Source organism: Isosphaeraceae bacterium EP7 (assembly GCA_038400315.1).
Taxonomy (GTDB): Bacteria; Planctomycetota; Planctomycetia; order Isosphaerales; family Isosphaeraceae; genus EP7.
Genome location: CP151667.1, coordinates 2,748,776 through 2,770,257, shown reverse-complemented (window position 1 = coordinate 2,770,257; position 21,482 = coordinate 2,748,776). Strand labels below are relative to the sequence as shown.

The following is a 21,482-nucleotide window of genomic DNA, read 5'->3' as shown; positions in this document are numbered from 1 at the left end:
GTCGTCCCCCACCTTGTTCCCGGGCGTCGATTGTTCGTCGGACCAGCATCAACGCGCACCAAGGATTGACGGTCGAGCATGGCAGCAGCAGCGGAACGGGTGGCAATCGTCGGCGTCGGGGCCATCTTCCCGGGCGCCCCCGACCTCGGGCAGTTCTGGGAGATCGTCTCGGGGGGCATCGACGCCACCTCCGAGGTCCCCGAAGGCCGCTGGGCGCTCGCGCCCGGCGACGCCCACGACCCGCGCCCCGTCTCCCCCGACCGCGTCCCCAGCCTCCGCGCCGGCTTCGTGAACGCCGAGGGCCTCGACCCCGAGTTCGCCGGCCCCCTGGACGTCTCCGTGCGGCTGGCCCTGCACGCCGGCCGCTCCGCCTGGCGGGATGCGAAGACCGACGGCATTGACCCGACTCGCGTCGGCGTGATCCTGGGCCACATCGTCCTGCCCACCGAGGGCGCCTCGGCCCTGGCCCGTCAGACCCTCGGCCGCGCCTTCGCCGAATCGCTGGACCTACCGGCCGATTCCGAGGCCGATGTCGACCCCCGCGCCGCGTTCGCCGCGGGCCTGCCGGCGGGGATGCTGGCGAAATCACTGGGCCTGAAGGGGGCCGCCTACACGCTGGATGCCGCCTGCGCGTCGTCTCTGTACGCGCTCAAGCTGGCGGCCGACGAGCTGACCTCGGGCCGCGCCGACGTCATGCTCACCGGCGGCGTCTCGCGGCCCGACCCGCTGTACACCCAGATGGGGTTCGCCCAGTTGCGGGCCCTCTCCCCGGGCGGCCACCCCCGGCCGTTCGACGCAGGCGGCGACGGCCTGGTGGTCGGCGAAGGGGCGGGCGTCTTCGTCCTGAAACGACTCGGCGACGCCGTCGCGGCGGGCGATCGGATCTACGCCGTGGTCGCGGGCTCCGGCCTGTCCAACGATGTCGATGGCGGCCTGCTCGCCCCCAGCACCGAGGGCCAGCTCCGCGCCATGCGGGCCGCCTATGAGAACGCCGGCTGGGCGCCCGGCGACGTCGACCTGATCGAGTGCCACGCCACCGGCACCCCGCTGGGCGACTCGGTCGAGCTGGCCAGCCTGCGCGAGCTCTGGGCCGGCGAGAAAGGAAAGCCGGGCCGATGCATCATCGGGTCGGTCAAATCCAATATCGGCCACGCACTCACCGCCGCCGGGTCGGCCGGGCTCCTGAAGGTCTTGCAGTCGTTCGAGCACGGCGTCCTCCCCCCCACCGCCAACTTCGCCAGTCCGCTCGAACCGCTGGAAGACCCGTCGAGCCCGTTCCGCGTGCTGGCCGAGTCCGCACACTGGCCCGAACGCACCGCCGGCCGGGCCCGCCGGGCCGCCATCAGCGGGTTCGGTTTCGGCGGGATCAACGCTCATATCCTGCTGGAAGAGTGGCGGCCCCCCGCGCGGCCGTTCGTCCCACGGCCCAGGCCCAAGGTCAAGCCGGGCGTGCCGCTGGCCATCGTCTCGCTGGCCGCACAAGTCGGCCCTTGCGCCACGACACAAGCGTTCCGGGTGCGGGCCCTCGGCGGCGGCTCGCAGGCCGGCCCCGCCGCGCCCGCACGCTGGTGGGGGATCGCCGATGCCCCGGCCGGCTACTACCTGGAGACGCTGGAGCTTCCCGCCGACCGCTTCCGGATCCCGCCCCTGGAGCTGGAGGAGATGCTGCCGCAGCAGTCGCTCCTGCTGCGCCTGGCGGGCGAGGCCATCGCCGAGGCCGGCTGGCAACGCGGAACCCCCAGGCTGCGCACCGGCGTGTTCGTCGGCCTTGGGCTCGACCTGAATACGACGAACTATCATGTGCGGTGGTGGCTTTTGCCGCAGGCCAGGCGCTGGAACGAACAGCTCGGGCTCGGGCTGGACGAGGCCGGCGTGGTCGCCTGGGCGGGTCGGCTGCGCGACGCCTTCGGCCCTCCGCTGTCGGCCAATCGAACGATGGGGGCGCTCGGCGGGCTGGTCGCCAGCCGGATCGCCCGCGAGTTCCGCGCCGGCGGCCCTAGCTTCACCGTCTCCAGCGAGGAGACCTCGGGCCTGCGAGCCCTGGAAGTCGCCTCGGGCATGCTGCGCCGAGGCGAGATCGACGAGGCCCTCGTCGGTGCGGTCGACTTCGCCGGCGACCCCCGCTACGCCCTCGCCGCCGCAGCCCTGCACCCCGATCGGACGACCCCCGCCGATGGCGGCGTGGCCCTGGTCCTCAAGCGGCTGGACGACGCCGAGCGCGACGGCGACCCGATCCTGGCCGTCGTCCGGGGTGTCGGTTCCGCCTGCGGCGGCTCGCCTCAGGAGGTCATCCCCGGCGCCGCTGCCGCCCGCACCTCGTTCGCCCTGGCCTGCGCCGATGCCGGCCTCGACGTGACGGCGCTCGCCTATCTGGAACGCGCCGACGCCGAGCCCGTCCTCTTCCACGGAATGCAGGGCGACGCCGTGGCCACCCTCGGTCACGCCGGGGCCGCCGCCGGCCTGGTTGGTTTGGCCCGGCTCGCGGCCGGGTTGCAGCACGACATGATTCCCGGCCAGGTCGGCCAATCCGCCGCCTCGCCGGCCCCTCAGTTCTGGCTCCGCGACCGCGCCGACGGCCCTCGCCGCGGGGCGGTGGCCGCGACCGGGACCGACGGCACCAGCCTGCACGCGATCCTGGAAGGCTATGAAGGGCCGAATCGGGCCGCCCCCAGCCCGCAGCCCCTGGGCGATCGCCCGTTCGGCCTCTTCGCCGTCGAGGCCGACGATCCTCAGACCCTCTGCGCCCGGCTCGACGAGCTTTACGCCCTGGCCGATACCCGGCAAAACGAACCCATCGAGGCCCTGGCGCGCCGCTGGTGGGGGATGCACCCCAACGACCCGGCCCGCACGCTGGGCGTGGCGATCGTGGCGGCCGACGCCGCCGACCTGGCCCGATCCGTCGCGTCGGTCGACAAGGGGACGGTTGCCCCGTCATCTCGCGACCGCGCCGGCCGCCGCGTCTTCGTCGCCTCGGACCCCGCCAACCCGCTGGGCGGCTCGAAGGTCGCGTTCGTCTTCCCGGGCTCGGGCAGCCACTTCGCCGGCATGGGCCGCGACCTGGCGGCGCACTGGCCCGAGGCCCTGCGCGGCCAGGATGCCGGCAGCGTGCACCTCAAAGGCCAGTTCGCGCCCGACCTCTTCTGGGCCGACGCGATCCCCCCGCAGTTCGACGACCACCGGGCCCCGATCCTCGGCCAGGTCTCCTTCGGCGCGATGGTGGCCGACCTGATCGCCCCGCTGCTGAGGCCCGACGCGGTCGTCGGTTATAGCCTGGGCGAGACCGCCGGCCTCTTCGCCACCCATGCCTGGACCGGTCGCGACCTGATCTGGCGGCGGCTGCGCGAGTCGAGCCTCTTCCGCGACGACCTGGCAGGCCCCTGCAACGCCGCTCGCCTGGTCTGGAACCTGCGCCCCGACGAGCCGGTCGACTGGGTCGCCGGCGTGATCCCCAAGCCGGCCGAGGCCGTCGACGCCGCGATCGTCGGCATCCCTCGGGTCTACCGCCTGATCGCCAACACGCCGCGCGAGACCGTCATCGGCGGCCAGCGCCGGGCCGTCGGCGAGGTGATCGCACGCGTCGGCGGCCCCTTCGTCCTGCTCTCGGCCGTCAGCACCGTGCACTGCGGGCTGCTCGCGCCCGTCCAGGACGCCTATCGCGCCTTGCACTTGCTGGAGACGACCCCGCCGCCGGGCGTCACCTTCTACATCAGCGCCGCCGGTGAGCCCTACATCCCCGACCGCGACTCGGCCGCCGACGCCATCACCGAGCACGCCCTGCGCGGGTTCGACTACCCGGCGATGATCCGCCGCGCCTACGACGACGGCCATCGCGTCTTCGTCGAGATCGGCCCCGGCTCGTCGTGCAGCCGGATGATCGGCGAGATCCTGGGCGACCTTCCCCACATGGCCCGCCCCCTTGCCGTCGCCGGCCACGACGCCGTCGCCACCCTGCTCGAAGGCCTCGCCCACCTCATCGCCGAGCGCGTTCCGCTCGACCTGACCTCGCTCTATGGTTCGACCGAGACGACCCCCGAAAACGAAGCCAAGCCGGGCCGGACGATCCAGGTCGCGATCGGCGGGGCCCCGTTCGACCCGCCCGAGGGCCTGGCGCAGGGTCGCGGGATCGAGACGGCGTCGGTCGTTCCCGCCTCAGCGACGCGTGAAAACGGCGACGCGGCCCATGTCGAAGCGAAGGTACCCGGCCTCCGCTCAACGGTGGGCCTCCCGCCGCAACCGCCCACGGCCCGCCCGAAGCCGGCCGAGCCGAGGCCCCTGGCGGCCTCGCTCCCCGAGACCGTCGATTTCAAGCCGACGCCCGCCTACGCGGAACAGACGCCGCCCCGAGAGCTGCCCGACATGGCCACCGACGCACCTCCCCAGCATCGCAACGGACAGAGCCCGAGCCCGGCCGTCCCGTCGTACCGTTGGACCGAGCCCGCGATCATGCCGACTTTCGACGACTCGGTCGTTGGCCAGCCCTTCTTCGCCGCGGAGGCCGCACGCGGCGAAGCCCATGCCGCCTACCTCCGGGCCTCGGGCGACCTGGCCCGCACGATGGCCGACCAGATCGCCTTCCAGATGACCCTCATCGACGCCCTCGCCGGAAATCCCGCCGCCGCGAGCCTGCCCGCCTACCCGGATCTAGAGGACGAATCGGAAGCCGTCACAAGGGTCGTCACCTCACCCGCTCCGCTCGACATCGCCACGGGCCAGGTCCCCCGGGCGCTCGACCGGGCGCAATGCCTGGCCTATGCGATCGGCCGGATCGGCGACGTGCTCGGCCCCGACTTTGCCGAGGTCGACGCTTTTCCGACTCGCGTCAGGCTCCCCGATGAACCCCTGATGCTGGTCGACCGGATCCTCGAGATCGACGGCGAGCCGCGGTCGATGACCTCGGGACGGGTCGTCACCGAGCACGACATCCACCCCGGGATGTGGTATCTGGACGGCGGCCGGATTCCGACCTGCATCGCCGTGGAAGCCGGCCAGGCCGACCTGTTCCTGTCGGGCTTCCTGGGCATCGACTTCATCACCGAAGGGTTGGCCGTCTACCGGCTGCTGGACGCCGTGGTCACGTTCCACCGCCCGTTGCCGGGCGTCGGCGAGGTGATCCACTACGACATCCACGTCGACGGCTTCTTCCGCCAGGCCGACACCTGGCTGTTCCGGTTCCGGTTCGAGGCGACTGTCGGGGGACAGCCGCTGCTCAGCATGCAGGAAGGCTGCGCCGGCTTCTTCACCGCCGAGGCCCTGGCCGCCGGCAAAGGGATCGTCCGGTCCACCCTCGAAGCGAAGACCCGCGCCGACGGCCGGGGCGGCACCGTGCCTCCGCTGGTGCCGATGGCCCTGGAGCAACTGGACGCCGACCGCGTCGAGGCGCTCCGGCTGGGCAACCTGGCCGCCGCGTTCGGTCCCGCCTTCGACGGGCTCCCCCTGGCCGAGCCCCAGCGCCTGCCGGGCGGGCCGATGACCCTGGTCCACCGGGTCGAGCGCATCGACCCGGCCGGCGGCACCTACGGACTTGGCCTGATCCGCGGCGAGGCCGACATCCACGCCGACGACTGGTTCATGACCTGCCACTTCGTCGACGACCGCGTGATGCCCGGCACGCTCATGTTCGAGTGCTGCCTGCACACCTTGCGCATCTACCTGGCCCGCATGGGTTGGGTCGGCGAGCACGACGCGGTGACGTGCGGGCCCGTCCCGGGCATCGCCAGCCGCCTGAAGTGCCGGGGCCAGGTCATCGAGTCGACCCGGATGGTCACCTACGAGGTCTCCATCAAGGAGCTTGGCTACGGCCCCGAGCCCTACGCCATCGTCGACGCCCTGATGTACGCCGACGGCAAGCCGATCGTCGAGATCACCGACATGTCGCTGCGGTTCGAGGGCCTGACGCTCGAAACCCTGCAAGCGACCTGGGCCGGCCGACAGGCCAGCCCCGAGTTCGTCGTCACGCCCGAAGCCAGCCCCCAGCCACCCGTTTACGACGCCGCGAGCATCCGGGCTTTCGCCATCGGCAATCCCTCCGAGGCCTTCGGCGCCCCTTACCGCATCTTCGACGAGGGCCGCGTCATCGCCCGGCTTCCGGGTCCACCCTACCAGTTCCTCGACCGCGTGATCTCGACCAAGGGGGAACCCTGGGCGATGGTCGCCGGCGCCGGGGCCACAGCCGAGTACGACGTCCCCGCCGACGCCTGGTACTTCTCGGCCGACCGCCAGCCGCTGATGCCCTTCTGCGTGCTGCTTGAGGCCGCGCTCCAGCCCTGCGGCTGGCTGGCCGCCTACGTCGGGTCGGCGCTCACCAGCGACGTCGACCTCTCGTTCCGCAACCTCGGCGGCCAGGCCCGCCAGCTCATCGAGGTGACCCCGCACGTCGGCACGATGACGACCGAGGTCACGCTGACCAAGGTTTCCAGCTCGGGCGGGATGATCATCCAGCACTACGATTATCGGATGACGACCTCCGGCGGCGAGGTCGTTTACGAAGGCGACACCTACTTCGGGTTCTTCGCCAAGCAGGCCCTGGCCAACCAGGTCGGCTTCCGCGAGGCGAGTTTCTACCAGCCCACCGAGGCCGAACTGGCCCGATCGAAGTCGTTCGACTATCCGCGCGAGGCCCCCTTCCCCGATGATCGGTGGCGGATGATCGACCGGGTCGAGCACCTGATCGCCGATGGCGGCCCGGCCGGACTGGGCTACATCCGCGGGAAGAAGCCGGTGGACCCCTCGGCCTGGTTTTTCAAGGCCCATTTCCACCAGGACCCGGTGGTCCCCGGGTCATTGGGTTTGGAATCGTTCCTGCAACTCCTTAAACTGATGGCTGCGGAACGCTGGGGCGTCGACCCGTCGACGGTCTTCCTGTCGGCCGGCCCTGCCGAGGCCCATCGCTGGGTCTACCGCGGCCAGGTCGTGCCGGGCGACACCCTGATGACGACCGAGGCGACGGTCATCGAGGTCGACGACCAACGCCACTTGCTGGTGGCCGACGGACTCCTCGGGGTCGACGGCCGCCTGATCTACCAGATGGGCCGATTCACGGCGGGCTTGCTGGAGGCTGAGGCTCGATGAAGTACTCGAAGGTCTACATCGACGCGATCGGCTACGAGCTCCCCCCGGTGGTCGTCACCACCGCGGAGCTCGAAGCTCGCCTGGGCGCCCTGTATGAGGCCCTGCGCATCCCGCAGGGGCAGCTCCAGGCGCTTACCGGCATCGCCGAACGCCGCTGGTGGGACGAAGGCTACTCGCTCTCCGACGGCGCCATCGCCGCCGGCCGCCACGCGCTGGACAACTGCGACGTGCGGGCCAAGGACCTGGACGTCCTGATTTACGCCGGCGTCTGCCGCGAGATGTTCGAGCCGGCCACCGCCTGCAAGGTCGCCGCCGGCCTTTCCGTCGGTCCCGACACGGCCGTCTACGACCTGAGCAACGCCTGCCTGGGCGTGCTCAACGGCATGGTCGACGTGGCCAACCGGATCGAGCTGGGGCAGGCCCGCGCCGGCCTGGTCGTCTCGTGCGAGACCTCCCGCGAGATCAACGACATCATGATCGAGCGGATGCTGCACACCCGCAGCATGGAGATGTTCCGCACGTCGCTGGCCACCCTCACCGGCGGCTCGGGCGCCGTGGCGGTGCTGCTCACCGACGGCTCGTTCTCCAACCGCGACCGCAGGCGTCTCGTCGGCGGGGCCACCCAGGCCGCCCCGCAGCATCACTCGCTCTGCCGCTGGGGCATCGAGCAGGTCGTCGCCCCCCTGGCCGCCCGCGGCATCGAGTCCCTGAAGCCGATGGCCGCCCGCGGTATCGAGACCGTCATGCCCCTGGCCACCCGCGGCTACGAGACGGTGATGCCGATCGCCGCCCGCACGCTGGAGACCGTGATGCCGCTGGCCGCGCGCCAGTTCAGCCAGTACATGACCACCGACTCGGTGGCCGTCCTCAAGCACGGAGTCGAGCTGGGCCAGCGCACCTGGTCCCGCCTGATGGGCCGGCTCGACTGGCGCAAGGAGCTGGTCGACAAGGTGATCTGCCACCAGGTCGGCTCGGGCCACCGCGAGACGGTGCTGAAGACCCTGGGCATCGACGCCTCCAAAGACTTCTCGACCTACGAATATCTGGGCAACATCGGCACGGTGTCGCTCCCCCTGACCGCCGCCTTGGCCGAGGAACGTGAGTTCCTCCGACCCGGAGACCGGGTCGGCTTCCTCGGCATCGGCAGCGGCCTGAACTGCATGATGCTCGGGCTGGAGTGGTGATGGTGACCACCGTGACGAACCCGACGACGATCCCGACCGCAACCCGTGCCGGCGACGCTTCGCCCTACGACGTCTTCGTCCGCGACCACCCCGGACGCGACTTCGAGACCAGGCCCGGCGGCCCGCGGATGCACTACCTCGACGAGGGCTCGGGCGAGCCCGTCGTGATGGTCCACGGCAATCCCTCCTGGTCGTTCTACTATCGCAACCTGGCCGAGTCGCTGGCCGGGAGCCGTCGGGTGATCGTCCCCGACCACGTCGGCTGCGGCCGGTCGGACAAGCCCGACGATTCGAAGTATGAATACACGCTCTCCAGGCGCATCGACGACCTGGAGGCCCTGCTCGAGCATCTGGGCGTCACCCGCGACGTCACCCTGATCGTGCACGACTGGGGGGGCATGATCGGCATGGGCTACGCCGCGCGGCACCCGGATCGGATCAAGCGGCTGGTCATCCTCAACACGGCCGCCTTCGGCCTCCCCAAGTCGAAACGGTTCCCCTGGCAGTTGTGGTTCTCCCGCAACTCGCCGCTGTCCGCCTTCCTGGTCCGCGGCCTGAACCTGTTTGCGCGGGGCGCCGCCAGCCAGGGCTGCACCCACCACCCGATGCCCGCCGACCTCCGCGCCGCCTATATTCGCCCGTATGACAGCTGGGCCAATCGCCGGGCCGTCCACCGGTTCGTCCAGGACATCCCCCTGAAGCCCGGCGAGCGTGCCTACGACACGGTGGCCGCCACCGAGGCCGCGCTGCCCAAGTTTTCGCAGACGCCGATGCTGATCGCCTGGGGCCTGCGCGACTTCGTCTTCGACCGCCACTTCCTCGACGAGTGGACCCGCCGCTTCCCGGCCGCCGAGGTCCACCGGTTCGAGCAGGCCGGCCACTACATCCTGGAAGACGAGGCCGACGCCGTCATCCCCCTGATCGGCAGGTTCCTGGACGACCACCCGATCGAGTCCCCCACCACGCCCTCTCCGGCCGAAGGCGACCCGCGTTGAACGACCCCTTGATCGTCAACATCGCCGAGGCCCTGACGGACATGGCGCGGTCGCGCCCGCACTCGCTCGCCGTCGTCTGCCCCTCGGGCCGCGACCGCCAGGGCCGGGCCCGGCACACCCACCGGACCTTCCAGCAGCTCGACCGCGACAGCAACGCGATCGCCCGTGGCCTGGAAGGGCTGGGCGTCAGCAAGGGGGCCCGCACGGCCCTGATGGTCAAGCCGAGCCTCGAGTTCTTCGCCCTCACCTTCGCCCTCTTCAAGGCCGGCGCGGTGCCGGTCCTGATCGATCCGGGCATTGGCGTCAGGAACATCGGCCGCTGCCTGGCCGACGCCGAGCCTTCGGCGTTCATCGGCACCGAGAAGGCGCTGGCCGCCCGCGCCGTGCTGGGCTGGGGCCGCGAGAGCATCCGCGTCCTCGTCTCCGTCAGCAAGCACAGGCCGCGCAACGGCCGGACGCTCGACGAGGTGTACGAGGCCGGCAACTTCGCCACCCCCTACACCATGGCCCGCGTGCAGCCGGATGACGTCGCCGCCATCCTCTTCACCAGCGGCAGCACCGGCCCGCCCAAGGGGGCCGTGTACACCCACGCCATCTTCGCGGCGCAGGTCGAGATCCTCCGCGCCGTCTACGGCATCCAGCCCGGCGAGATCGACCTCTGCACCTTCCCGCTCTTCGCCCTCTTCGGCCCCGCGCTGGGGATGACCGCCATCATCCCCGAGATGGACGCCAGCCGCCCCGCGCGGGTCGACCCGACGAAGATCATCGAGGCCATCGAGGACTTCGGCGTCACCAACATGTTCGGCTCCCCGGCCCTCATGCGCCGGGTCGGGTTCTATGGCGCCGAGAAGAACATCAAGCTCCCCTCGCTTCGTCGGGTGATCTCCGCGGGCGCCCCGGTCCCCGCCAAGGTCGTCGAGCGGTTCGCCACCATGCTGGCCCCCAACGTCCAGCTTTACACCCCGTATGGCGCCACCGAGGCGCTGCCCGTCGCTTCGATCGGCTCCGACGAGCTGCTCCTCGACACCCGCCGCCTGACCGACCTGGGCCACGGCGTCTGCGTCGGTCGCCCCGTGCCGGGGGTCCGTGTCGAGATTATCAGGACCAGCGACGCGCCCATCCCCACCTGGTCCGACGACCTGCTCGTCGCCGACGGCGAGGTCGGCGAATTCGTCGTCCGCGGGCCCAACGTCACCCGCGAATATTTCCGCCTGCCCGACGCCACCGCCCTGGCCAAGATCCAGGACCCCGCCACCGGCGGCTTCTTCCACCGGATGGGCGACCTGGGCTATCGCGACGGCAAGGGCCGCCTCTGGTTCTGCGGCCGCAAGGCGCACCGGGTCCAGATCCAGGGAGGCACCCTCTACACGATCCCCAGCGAGGCGATCTTCAACACCCACCCCGAGGTCGCCCGCAGCGCCCTGGTGGGGATCGGCATCCCCGGCTCGATGCGCCCGGTCCTCTGCGTGGAGCCCACCAAGTGGTCCTGGCTCATCGGCCGCAAACGCCTGCGCCGCGAGCTTCTGGCCCTGGGCGCCACCTCCCCCTACACCAGCGCCATCACCACCATCCTCTTCCACCCCTCGTTCCCCGTCGACATCCGCCACAACTCCAAGATCTTCCGCGAGAAGCTTGCCGCCTGGGCCACCCGCCGCCTCCGGAGGCAGCCATGATCTCGGCCCCTCCTCAATGAACGCCCTCGTCACCGGCGCCGGCGGCTTCCTCGGCCTGTCCATCACCCGCCAGCTCGTCGCCCGGGGCGACTCCGTCCGCAGCCTCGCCCGCAACGCCTACCCTGTGCTCGAAGCCCTGGGCGTCGACCAGATCCGGGGCGACTTGTCCGATCCTGCCGCCGTCGCCCGCGCCGTCGGCGGGGTCGACGTCGTCTTCCACGTCGCGGCCAGGGCGGGCGTCTGGGGCCCCTACGTCGAGTTCGACCGCGTCAATCACGTCGGCACCCGCCACGTCGTCGACGCCTGCCGCGCCTCGGGCGTTGGCCGCCTCGTCTACACCAGCTCGCCGAGCGTCGTCTTCGGCGGCCACGACCTGGAAAACGCCGACGAGTCGACCCCCTATCCCGATCGGTACGACGCCCCCTACCCGGCCACCAAGGCGCTCGCCGAGCGGCTCGTGCTCGCCGCCAACGGCCCGAATTTTGCCACCGTCGCGCTCCGGCCCCATCTGATCTGGGGCCCCGGGGACAATCACCTCGTCCCCCGGATCATCGCCCGCGGTCGGGCCGGCAAGCTCAGGCGGATCGGGCATGCGCCCAAGCTCGTCGATTCCACCTACGTCGACAACGCCGCCGACGCCCACCTACTGGCCGCCGACCGCCTGGCCCCCGGCTCCCCCCCGGCGGGCAGGGCCTATTTCATCGCCCAGGGAGAGCCCGTCCCCGTCTGGGACCTGGTCGACCGGATCCTCGCCGCCGCGGGCCTGCCGCCGGTGCGCAAGACCGTCTCCCCCCGCACGGCCTACGCCGCGGGCGCGATCCTGGAGGCCGGCTACCGCCTTTTCGGTATGAAGGCCGAGCCGCCGATGACCCGGTTCCTGGCCGGCCAGCTCTCCCACGCGCACTGGTTCGACCTCTCCGCCGCCCGCCGCGACCTGGGCTACAACCCCCGGATCTCCCTCGACGAGGGTTTGAGCCGCCTGGCCGCCTCGCTCGCCTAGGACCCCAGCACGGAGCAACGTCACCCCATGAATGTCGTCGCAGCCCCCGAAATCCGTGCCATCGCCTTCGACCTCGACGGCCTGATGTTCGACACCGAGGCGCTCGCCCATCGTGTCATCACAGAGATGATGGCCGACAAGGGGAAGGACTTCACCCCCGAGATCATGGCCGCGATGCTCGGCAAGCAGGCCCACGTCTCCTTCCCCGCGCTCAAGCGGATGGCGGGGCTGGACGAGACGCCCGAGGAACTCCTTGAAGACGTCACGGCACGCTTCTTCGCCGTGCTTGACACGTCCGTTCACCCGACCGCGGGCCTATTCGCCCTCCTGGACGCAATCGGCAAGCGTAAGCTCCCGATCTGCCTGGCCACCTCCTCGCGCCGCGAGTACGCCGAGGGCCTGCTCAGCCGCCACGGCCTGCTCGACCGGTTCGCGTTCACCCTCTGCGCCGAGGACGTGACCGAGAGCAAGCCGGCCCCCGAGATCTACCGCAAGGCCGCCGCCCGCCACGGCGTCGACCCGTCGAACCTCCTCGTCTTGGAAGACAGCCCCACCGGGATCGCCGCCGCCAAGGCCGCCGGGGCCTACGCCGTCGGGATCCCCCACGACCACAGCCCCGCCACGGGACTGGGCGCCGCCGACCTCCTCGTCGACCGCCTCGACGATCCGGCCGTGCTGAGGCTGCTGGGATCTCCGCGGGGCTGATCGTCGGCGGCGCTGGCAATCGCCTGTCCGCACGAATCGCGTGGAGCCGGCTTCAAGACGTGGTCAGGATCGCGGTACCCTGATTGATCCGCGATCCTCGCGCGATGGGCCGTCGGATGCGGCCGTCGTTTCTCATTCGAGCGGACGATCTCGATGGCGACCCGGCCCCATCCGCGTGGCACCATGAGGATCCTCTCCGGAGCGGCCATCGCCCTCGGCTGGTATCTCGCTTCGATCCTGGCTTATGGCGGCGCGTTGTGGCTGATCGACCATTGCCGGCCTCCGCATTCGCGACACGCCGTGATGATCCTCGATCACGCGACGTTCGCCGCCCTGGCGATGTGGCTCGTCGGCCTAGCCTCGATGTTCCTCGTGCAGCAATTCATCGACGGTCAGTTCCTTCGATACGTCACGATCCTGCCCTTCGCGTTCTCCTGGTACCTGTGCCTGGTGACGACGATCGAGTGGTTCAATGAACCGTCGGCCGTCGCGAGAAATCCCGAGTTTGACGCGGCCCATCCGCCGGCGGAGAAGTCCGACTGGTGGTATTATCCCCTCCGGTTCGCCCTGGTCGGATTGCCCGCACCCGCATGGCTGCTCACGTTCCGCTCGATGCATCGCCGGGAGAGCGTCGGATATCGCCGCGACCTCGTTGAATCAATCTATGAGAAATTAAGCATTAGACGTTTGGGCGGCCGGCGTGCCCGGATCCAAGGGGACGCCCGCCTCGGGGGCGTGTTCGCGGCGATCGCCGATCCTCCACCCCGCCGTGAACCGCCCCGGAATGACGGCCCCGGACGGGGATCGACTCAAGTCTTCGACTCGCCCGGTTCGAGGAGTGACCTGGGGATCTTGGGGCTGAAGGTCGGGGCGACCGCCGAGGAGGTCCGCCAGGCTTACCGCAGCCTGGTGCTGGCCTGGCATCCCGATCGATTCCCGATCGACCCGCACCTGCGGGCGGTTGCCCAGGAGAAGATGAGCGAGATCAACGCCGCGCATGACAGGCTTGAACTCCATCTCGCGAATCGAACCTGCGGCTGAAGCGGTCCCCATTCGCGCCGGAATGATCGACGAGAGGATGGGCCGATCTCCATCACGATCGTCCCCGCCGGAAAGGGCCCGGCGTGTCGGTGGACGTTCGGGCGGCACACCGGCAGCCGCGCGGGCCCCGGCCCGAGTGTCATTTCCCGCGGCCTGTCGGGATGTGTGCTAAAAATTGCAGAGTCGGATCGATTCCTGGCTGGCGATTGCCTGTCCGGACGAATAGCATGGCGCCGACCCGACGATGCGGACAATGCCCTGGATCTGTCCTAGTTTTCGATCGTCGCACCCTGGGCCAGAGCTTGTGGCCGTCGACTTCCGCGGAATCGGACGAAATTGATGGCGATCCGGATCTCCTCCAGGCAGACGCGGTTCCTCTCCGGAGCGGCCGTCGTCGTCGCCTGGTACCTCGCGTCGTGCCTGGCCTTCTTCGGCGCGGAATGGTTGATGTTCCTGTGGGCACGCCCATCGTCGCCTCATGCCGCCCCGAGGTTCGACGTCGGGACGGCCTCGGCCCTGGGCCTCTGGCTCTCGGGCCTCGTCGCCTTGCTCTTCACACACCGCCGCATCGATCGTCAGGTCACGCAGCTCCTGACTGGCCTGACGTTCGCGGTCTCCTGGTACGCCTGTTCCGCGATGACGATCGATTGGTTCAGCGACCCGTCTCACGACGGGGAAATCCCGGGATTCCTCTCGGGGGTCACTTCCTCGCAGGCGACGCAATGGTGGTTCTACGCCCTTAAACTCGGCCTGATCGGGTCGCCCGGCGCCGTCTGGCTGCTCACGTTCGTCCCGCCGCATCGCCGGGTCACCTTCGAGTGGCCGCGGCGACGGACTCGGGCCGAAAAAGTCAGGAATTACGTCGATTTCCTCTCCGATATTCATCTCGCCGGGACCATCAATGCCCGTCCCGGCTCGCGGAGCTATCTCCCACCGGGCGGGGACGCGGATCGCGAGGAGGACGATCGGGAGCGGCTGAAGCGAGAGGCCGAGGAGGCTCGGTTCCGGGAGGACCTCAAAGTCCTGGGGCTCAAGAGGATGGCGACGCGGGAGGAAATCCGGTCGGCCTACATCGCCCTCGTGCAGGTCTGGCACCCCGACCGGCTCGCGCACAATCCGGGTCGGGACGGGGCCGAGCAGACGAGGATGAGCGAGATCAATGCCGCTCACGATCGGATCGAAAAACACCTCGAGAAGCAGCCTCGAGTCTGAGATGTGCCGTCCCCGTTGTGGCATGATCCGGGTCATGCCATCGAACTGATCCCGATCCCGGTGGATGATCCGCATGACCGACCCGACCCCGGAACCCTCCCGCTTCCCGGCGATCACCCAGCCCCCCTGGGCCCACCTGTCGCCGATTATCGCGTTCCTCTCGCTCACGTCGCTGGAGGGCTACGTGCCGCCGGCCGCCTACCCGCTGGCCTACACCGCCAAGCTCGCCGTGGTCATCGCGGTCGCCTGGCTCTGCCGGTCGGCCTGGCGCGACCTGAAGCCGCTGCCGGGCCCGCTCGGCTGGCTCGTGGCAGCGGCGCTCGGGGTGCTTGTGATCGCGGTCTGGGTCGGCCTGGATGGGAAGTATCCGACGTTCGGGTCGCTCTCGGGCAATCGGGCGGGCTTCGACCCCAAGTCCATCTCCTCGGCCCCGGGCCGGTATGCGTTCCTGGCCGTCCGGTTCCTGGGGCTGGTCGCGGTGGTCCCGCTGATCGAGGAATTGTTCTGGCGGTCGTTCCTGGTGCGCTGGGTGATCGACCAGGACTTCGAGAAGGTCCCCGTCGGCCTGGTCACGCCGCTCGGGGCCGGGGTCAGCTCGGTGGCGTTCGCCCTGGCGCATCCCGAGTGGCTTCCCGCGCTGCTCACGGGCCTGGCCTGGGCCTGGCTCTTAAAGTGGACGGGGAGCCTGTCGGCCTGCGTGGCCAGCCACGCGATCGCGAACCTGACGCTTGGCATCTACGTCCTCTGGTCGGGCGCCTACCGGTTCTGGTGAGGCGGCCGGGCCCTGTCACGGGCCATCTTGATTGACGCACGAGCCCTCCGGGCCTTAGCCTTGAGTCGAGGCGCCGGCAGGCAGGGGCGCCGCCCGAGATCCCAACGCCCGAGGTCGCACGCGCTTGGCCAAGAAGAAAATCCGGGTCAGCTTCAAGAAGAACCGCCAGAAGCGGACCCGCGACAATAACCTGACCGAAGACTTTCGCAACGACAACCAGGTGCGGCTCGACCACGCCTCGGCCGAGCGCGTGCGCGCCAAGGGAGACCTCTCGCGCAAGCGCACCATCGTCACCGAGGGGACCGACAAGGAGCGGGCCGACGCCGGCGACGACCAGGGGTCGCTCATCTCGGTTGACCTCACCGAGTGCCTGCACGGCCGCGTCATCCGCGTCCACGGGCTCATCTCGGTGGTCGAGGCCGACGACGGCGACCGCTACCGCTGCAACGTCAGGCGCATCCTCAAGACGATGGCCATCGACGGCCGCAACGTCATCGCCGTCGGCGACCGCGTCTGGTTCAGGCCCGAGCCCAACGGCGAGGGGATGGTCGAGAAGATCGACGCCCGCACCCGGACCATCTCGCGCGGGTACCGCAAGCACAAGCACGTGCTCGTCTCCAACGTCGACCGCATCCTGATCGTCTCGGCCTTCGACGAGCCGGGCCTGAAGCTCCCGCTCATCGACCGCTACCTGATCTCGGCGGAGATCGGCCGCGTCCAGCCGATCATCATCCTGAACAAGGCCGACCTCGTCGACGTCGTCGACTTCCAGTGGATCGTCGGCCTCTACACTCAGCTCGGCTACGAGACCCTCATCACCTCCGCCGCCGACGGCCGGGGCATCGACCGCCTGCGTTCCTTCTTCAAGGAGGGGACCACCGCCTTCTCGGGCCAGAGCGGCGTCGGCAAGAGCTCGCTCCTGAACGCCGTGCAGCCCGGCCTGAACCTGCGCATCGGCGAGGTGGCCGAGTGGACCGGCAAGGGGAAGCACACGACCAGCAACTCCGAGCTGATCCGCCTCGAATCCGGCGGCTTCGTCGTCGACACCCCCGGCCTGCGCCAGTTCGAGCTCTGGGGCGTCGAGCAGGCCGATGTCGAGGCCTACTTCGTCGAGTTCCGCCCCTTCATCCCCAAGTGCAAATACCCCGACTGCTCCCACACCCACGAGTCCGACTGCGCCGTCAAGGACGCCGTCCACCTGGGCCTCATCCATGCCGGCCGCTACGAGAGCTACATGAAGCTCTACTTCGGCCAGCCCCTGGAAGAAGGCTGATCCGGGCCCTCCTCGGCGCGTGATCGGCATCTGATCGTCCGTCCCGGTGGGATCGAGCCCGTTCGATCCTCGGAGTCTCGGGGCCGGCACGGCCGTGACTCGTCTCCAGGTCGACAACGCCGGAGTCGGCAGACTTCCGGCTCGTCGCGGGTTATTTTTTGCATTGACATGCGTGCCATGCCCGCTAAGTTATGAAAACCAAATTTGGAGAATGAAATTTGAGCGGCCAAGGGAGGGCCCGCCATGGGACGTCCGCCTGCGAAGGATCTGACCGATCGCGAGCTGGAAGTCATGCACGTCTTCTGGTCGCAGGCCGAGGCCACGGCCGCCGAGGCGCGTGACCGGCTCGAGGCGACGGGCCTGGTCCGCACCTACACGACGATCGCCAACCTCGTCAGGGCCCTCCAGGAGAAGGGGTTCCTGAGCCAGCTCAACGGCGAGCGTCCCTTCCGCTACCGGGCCGAAAGGTCGTACGAGGACGTCTCGGGCCGGCTCCTGGGCGACCTCGTCCAGCGTGTCTTCCGCGGATCGCGTGCCCAGCTGCTTCGCCGGCTCGTCGACCAGCGCAAGCTGACGGCCGAGGAGCGTGCGATGCTCGTGCGGATCCTGGAGGGGCAGGACCGATGAACGACCTCGGCATCACGCTCGCCTGGATCGCCGCGCAGGTCACCTTCCTGGGCGTCCCCGCACTGGCCCTGCATGGGATCGCCTCGCGGCGAGGCCCGGCCCAAGGCGCCTGGGTCGCGACCCTGACGCTCGCCCTGGTCGTCGCCCTGAGCCTCAGCGGCCTGATCGGCGTCGACCGCCATTTCGCCGCGATCTCCACCGGGCACGCGTCCGTGGCGGTGGCCCCAAAATCAACCTCGGTCGACCCGCGGGACGACGCCATCGCCACCAATGGCCCCGACGCAGTTGCTCCCACGGCCGCCGAAGCCGGCTGGGATCTCTCGGGCCTGCGGCGGGCCTGGGCCCGCATCGATCGGGGCGTTGCGGAGCCCGCGGCCAGGTTCAGGCCCTGGGGTGGCGTGGTCGCAATATTCGCACTGGCCGCAACCGGCTTCGGCCTCCTCCGGCTCGTCGGCGGCCTCTGGGCCATCCGGATCTGCCGGCTCCGCGGGCGACCGGTCGACGATCCCGGGCTATCCCGCCTTCTCGACGAGTTACGCCGAACCATGGACTGTCGCCCGGCCGTCGAGCTGCGAGAGGTGGCCGAACTGACTACGCCGGCCACGGCGGGATGGCGGCGACCGGTAATTCTGCTCCCGGACGACTGGCGGACCTGGGACGCGCCCGAGCGACGCGCAGTGCTGGCGCATGAGCTGGCGCACATCCTCAGGGACGACTATGTGGCGGGCCTGGTCGCCAGGCTCGCCGTGGTCCTGAATGCGTACCACCCGCTGGTGCGCTGGCTCGCCGGCCGGCTCCAGCTCCAGCAGGAGCAGGCGGCCGACGCCCTGGGCGCCCGGTTCGCTGGCGGGCGGGTGACGTACCTGCTGGCGCTGTCGAGCCTGGCCCTGAAGCAAGATGGACGGTCCCCAAGCTGGCCGGCGAGGGCGTTCCTCCCGGGCCGCGGGACCCTGATCAGGAGGATCACGATGCTGCGAGATCAGAACGAAACGGGAACAGGCCAACGGCCCTCTTCGGGCGCCTGGCGCCTCACCACGGCCCTCGCCCTGCTCGGCCTGACGATTGGCCCGGCGATGCTCCGCGGCCCCGCACGCGCCGCGGACGACGAGGCCCCCGCGCCAGTCCTGGCATCGGCGGAGCCCGGCCCGCCGGCCTTGCCCACGACCGAGACCCCGTTCAACACGCCCCACGCCCGCAAAGGGATGGCCGGCCTGATCGCTTTTCGCCCCGCCGCGGCGCTCCGCCTGGCGAGGAAGGCCCGGCCCTTCCCCTTTCCCTTGATCTCGGACTGGTTCAATTCCGAGCTTGCCATTCTCTCCGGATCGCTCAAGGTCGACACGTCCGCACCCGGCTTCCTGAGGCTCGGCTTCGAGGACGTTGAGTGGGTCACCTGCGGCGTCGGCTTCGGCCGAGGCGTCGGCTTCGGCCCGGGGGGCGTCCAGCAGGAAGCCCCGCTTCACAGGCTCGAGTTACGCGGGATGACCATTCGCACCGCCGCCCCCTTCGACTGGCCCCGGTTCCTCCGCCAGTGGCATTGCAACCTCGAAGAGGTTCGCGAGAGCGGTCGCATTTACTACAAATTGACCGGGCCGCCGCAGAGCGCTGGCAACTGGGACATCTGCATCTATCTGCCCGATGACCGGACCACCGTCGTCGACGACGAGGCGGAGATCCGCGCCTTGGTCAATCGCGGCGGGCCTTCGAAATCCGCCTCTCTGCTCAGTGCCGACTGGGAGCGTGCCTGCCGCGGCCTGCTGGCCGTCGTCCTCGACAACCAGGGCGGCGCCCTGGGAAAGAGCTACGACCTGGGAAGGCCCGATGACGCGCTGGTCCTCTCGCTGCTCAAGGGAGTCGACCGCTGGATCTTCAGCGTCGACGAACACGACTCCATGGCCTTCCGTGCCGCCGCGAGTTGCGTCGACGGCGGTGCGTCGTCGGCAGTCACCCGGGCCATCGATTCGCTCCTGACGCTGGCCAAGGCGAAGGTCGAGAAGGCCGAACCCGCATCGCCGCCGGGCACGCCGGATTTCCGGTCGGTCGAACTGGCTCGCCGCATGGCGACATCGTTCCTGGCAAACCTCCGCATCCGGGCCGAGGGCCCCTCCATCGGCCTCCAGGCCGAGGGGTTCGGGACGCTCGCCGACCTGGCCTTGATGTTCGAGCCCGTCCTGGCCTTGATGCTGGAGACCGAGGGCAACGCGGGCAAGGTCCGGGACCGGCCCGTCATCAACCGACCGAAGGTCCCGAAGCCCTAGGGTTCGCCGGGCTCGATGCGTGAGGAACCATCCACGACGGCACGCCCCCGGATGTCAGGGCCCCGCAACGCGGGCGTGCCGATCTGGTTCACCGATCCATCCCGGGCGGTCGAGACGTCGTGAAAACGTGTCGTTTGCGCGAGCTGGCGTGACCCTCCGCCGAACCGCTCAGTGCGGCGTCGAGCGGCCCATCTTGTCGGCGGGCAGGCGGTAGAGGGTGGCGGTTTCCAGGCGGTGGAAGCCGATGGATTCGTAGAGGGCGAGCGCGGGGTGGTTGGTCGAGGTCGTCTGCACGCAGAGGATGTCGATCATCCGGTTGCGGGCCTCGCGCATGATCTCGCGGACGAGGAAGCGGCCGTAGCCCTTGCGGCGTTGCTCGTGGGGCACCTCGACGTCGATGAGGCCCAGCCGGGTGCGGCCGTCCAGTCGCGAGAAGCCGTCCATGTCCCAGGTGATGGCCGATGCGAGCTCGGTCTCGTCGTTGCGCGGTCGGAGGCGATAGGTCGTCGGCCGGTAGGCGCCGATGGCGGCGGCGTCCCACCAGCAGTCCAGCCAGGAGTCCTCGTCCACGTCCAGCCGGACCTGGCGCCGGAGGGCGGCCACGCGCGGGTCGCGGGGCTCGGGCTCGCTGAGGTTGGCCTCAAGGACGGCCGTGGTCGACGTCGGTTCGTAGCCCATGCGCAGGGCCACCCGGTGGAACGCGACGTGCGACGACAGGATTCCGGCGTACTCGCTGCCGCCGTAAATCCCCCAGTAGAACGGATTGACGGGGTACTGGCCCCCCGCGTACAGCACGGTGGCCCCGCGCGATCTGAGGTATTGCTCGGCCGACAGCCAAAGGGCGTCCTCGGCGTCGGAGTCCATCCGTTCCTCGTCGACGACGAACATCGCCATCACGCCCAGCTCGGTGTCGCGCCCGCGCACCTCTCCGCACGGGTCCAGCGGGCCGAATCCGGCGTGCGCGAAGCCGATCACATGGCCGGCGTCGTCCTCGGCCACCAGCAGCCCGGCGGGGTCGAAGTGCGGCTTGTCCAGGACGAGCGAGTCGAACTCGTGGGCCGCCAGCGGGCGCGCCACCGCGATCGTCGGTAGCCCCCGATTCCAGAGCGACGCCAGCCGAGGCGGGTCGGTGTTGCGGAACGTCCTCAGGCGCGTCAACGGCACTCGGGGGGCTTGAGTGGGATTGGGGAGGAGCGTCCGACGACCATGCGGCGAGGTCCGAGGCGTGGCGCGACGTCAGGCGACCGAGACGAGCACATCGGCCCCGTCCAGCTTCACCTCGAACGTCGGCAGGCTCAGCTTCCCGTTCAGGGACGACTTGCCCGTGCGCACGTCGAACTGCCAGCCGTGCCAGGGGCAGGTCACGCACGTCCCGTCGAGCGGGCCGTCGGCCAGGGGGCCCCCCTGGTGCGGGCAGATCCCGTCGATCGCCGAGATGATCCCGTCGACGTTGAACAGGGCGTAAATCCGGCCGTCGTGCTCCACCTCTTTGGAGCCGCCCGGTGGCAGCTCGTCCAGGGTCGCCATCTTCACGAAACCAGGCATCAACAACGACTCCCATGATCCCCAGGCGGGTCATCCCGCGGGCGCCCGGTTTCCCGACGATCTTACCCGACCCGGGGCCGGTGCGACATCCGAATCCCCGCGATGACGCCCGCCCCCCGGCGATCGCCCAAT

14 protein-coding genes are annotated in these 21,482 nt (G+C 69.9%); 12 read left to right on the top strand and 2 right to left on the bottom strand.

Annotation, left to right across the window (positions count from 1 at the left end):
- Positions 1 to 78 precede the first annotated feature (78 nt).
- The 12 genes from EP7_RS10550 (at position 79) to EP7_RS10495 (ending at position 19,805) form a co-directional block, all read left to right on the top strand.
- The gene (locus tag EP7_RS10550) at positions 79 to 7,068 is read left to right on the top strand and encodes a beta-ketoacyl synthase N-terminal-like domain-containing protein (RefSeq protein ID WP_463527813.1); all 6,990 of its coding nucleotides are present in this window, start codon (positions 79 to 81) and stop codon (positions 7,066 to 7,068) included.
- Positions 7,065 to 8,252, top strand: coding sequence for a 3-oxoacyl-ACP synthase III (locus tag EP7_RS10545; RefSeq protein ID WP_463527812.1), 1,188 nt, complete (start codon positions 7,065 to 7,067; stop codon positions 8,250 to 8,252). Before EP7_RS10550 ends, EP7_RS10545 begins: the two co-directional genes overlap by 4 nt.
- Before the next feature lie 128 nt (positions 8,253 to 8,380).
- Complete coding sequence (locus tag EP7_RS10540; protein WP_463528403.1) at positions 8,381 to 9,247, top strand: alpha/beta fold hydrolase; 867 nt, start codon at positions 8,381 to 8,383, stop codon at positions 9,245 to 9,247.
- 41 nt (positions 9,248 to 9,288) lie between these two features.
- A complete protein-coding gene (locus EP7_RS10535) occupies positions 9,289 to 10,920 on the top strand; it encodes a fatty acid CoA ligase family protein (protein WP_463528402.1) in 1,632 nt (543 codons plus the stop codon).
- 16 nt (positions 10,921 to 10,936) lie between these two features.
- Positions 10,937 to 11,920 carry an NAD-dependent epimerase/dehydratase family protein gene (locus tag EP7_RS10530; RefSeq protein ID WP_463527811.1) on the top strand — a complete coding sequence of 328 codons (984 nt, stop codon included), beginning with the start codon at positions 10,937 to 10,939 and terminating at the stop codon, positions 11,918 to 11,920.
- 27 nt (positions 11,921 to 11,947) lie between these two features.
- Positions 11,948 to 12,625 carry an HAD family hydrolase gene (locus EP7_RS10525; protein ID WP_463527810.1) on the top strand — a complete coding sequence of 226 codons (678 nt, stop codon included), beginning with the start codon at positions 11,948 to 11,950 and terminating at the stop codon, positions 12,623 to 12,625.
- A gap of 153 nt (positions 12,626 to 12,778) precedes the next feature.
- Positions 12,779 to 13,666: a J domain-containing protein gene (locus EP7_RS10520; RefSeq protein WP_463527809.1), complete on the top strand. Its 888-nt coding sequence runs from the start codon at positions 12,779 to 12,781 to the stop codon at positions 13,664 to 13,666.
- Positions 13,667 to 14,005: 339 nt separating this feature from the next.
- Positions 14,006 to 14,878, top strand: coding sequence for a DnaJ domain-containing protein (locus EP7_RS10515; RefSeq protein WP_463527808.1), 873 nt, complete (start codon positions 14,006 to 14,008; stop codon positions 14,876 to 14,878).
- Positions 14,879 to 14,951: 73 nt separating this feature from the next.
- Complete coding sequence (locus EP7_RS10510; protein WP_463527807.1) at positions 14,952 to 15,650, top strand: CAAX prenyl protease-related protein; 699 nt, start codon at positions 14,952 to 14,954, stop codon at positions 15,648 to 15,650.
- A gap of 124 nt (positions 15,651 to 15,774) precedes the next feature.
- Positions 15,775 to 16,923 (top strand): ribosome small subunit-dependent GTPase A, encoded by a 1,149-nt coding sequence (gene rsgA / locus EP7_RS10505; RefSeq protein WP_463527806.1) that lies wholly within the window; start codon positions 15,775 to 15,777, stop codon positions 16,921 to 16,923.
- 243 nt (positions 16,924 to 17,166) lie between these two features.
- On the top strand, positions 17,167 to 17,550 hold the full coding sequence (locus EP7_RS10500; protein WP_463527805.1) for a BlaI/MecI/CopY family transcriptional regulator: 384 nt from the start codon (positions 17,167 to 17,169) through the stop codon (positions 17,548 to 17,550).
- Positions 17,547 to 19,805, top strand: coding sequence for a M56 family metallopeptidase (locus tag EP7_RS10495; RefSeq protein ID WP_463527804.1), 2,259 nt, complete (start codon positions 17,547 to 17,549; stop codon positions 19,803 to 19,805). Before EP7_RS10500 ends, EP7_RS10495 begins: the two co-directional genes overlap by 4 nt.
- A gap of 168 nt (positions 19,806 to 19,973) precedes the next feature.
- On the opposite strand, the gene EP7_RS10490 is transcribed toward EP7_RS10495, so the two are convergent.
- The gene (locus tag EP7_RS10490) at positions 19,974 to 20,969 is read right to left on the bottom strand and encodes a GNAT family N-acetyltransferase (protein ID WP_463527803.1); all 996 of its coding nucleotides are present in this window, start codon (positions 20,967 to 20,969) and stop codon (positions 19,974 to 19,976) included.
- 72 nt (positions 20,970 to 21,041) lie between these two features.
- A complete protein-coding gene (locus EP7_RS10485) occupies positions 21,042 to 21,350 on the bottom strand; it encodes a Rieske (2Fe-2S) protein (RefSeq protein WP_463527802.1) in 309 nt (102 codons plus the stop codon).
- Positions 21,351 to 21,482 lie beyond the last annotated feature (132 nt).

Excerpts from the sequence above, each read along its gene's own strand:
- EP7_RS10525 (WP_463527810.1), top strand. The coding sequence starts at position 11,948 with ATGAATGTCGTCGCAGCCCCCGAAATCCGTGCCATCGCCTTCGACCTC.
- EP7_RS10500 (WP_463527805.1), top strand. The coding sequence starts at position 17,167 with ATGGGACGTCCGCCTGCGAAGGATCTGACCGATCGCGAGCTGGAAGTC.
- EP7_RS10510 (WP_463527807.1), top strand. The coding sequence starts at position 14,952 with ATGACCGACCCGACCCCGGAACCCTCCCGCTTCCCGGCGATCACCCAG.
- EP7_RS10545 (WP_463527812.1), top strand. The coding sequence starts at position 7,065 with ATGAAGTACTCGAAGGTCTACATCGACGCGATCGGCTACGAGCTCCCC.
- EP7_RS10550 (WP_463527813.1), top strand. The coding sequence starts at position 79 with ATGGCAGCAGCAGCGGAACGGGTGGCAATCGTCGGCGTCGGGGCCATC.
- EP7_RS10530 (WP_463527811.1), top strand. The coding sequence starts at position 10,937 with ATGAACGCCCTCGTCACCGGCGCCGGCGGCTTCCTCGGCCTGTCCATC.
- EP7_RS10520 (WP_463527809.1), top strand. The coding sequence starts at position 12,779 with ATGGCGACCCGGCCCCATCCGCGTGGCACCATGAGGATCCTCTCCGGA.
- EP7_RS10485 (WP_463527802.1), bottom strand. The coding sequence starts at position 21,350 with ATGCCTGGTTTCGTGAAGATGGCGACCCTGGACGAGCTGCCACCGGGC.
- EP7_RS10515 (WP_463527808.1), top strand. The coding sequence starts at position 14,006 with ATGGCGATCCGGATCTCCTCCAGGCAGACGCGGTTCCTCTCCGGAGCG.
- EP7_RS10540 (WP_463528403.1), top strand. The coding sequence starts at position 8,381 with ATGCACTACCTCGACGAGGGCTCGGGCGAGCCCGTCGTGATGGTCCAC.
- EP7_RS10535 (WP_463528402.1), top strand. The coding sequence starts at position 9,289 with ATGGCGCGGTCGCGCCCGCACTCGCTCGCCGTCGTCTGCCCCTCGGGC.
- EP7_RS10495 (WP_463527804.1), top strand. The coding sequence starts at position 17,547 with ATGAACGACCTCGGCATCACGCTCGCCTGGATCGCCGCGCAGGTCACC.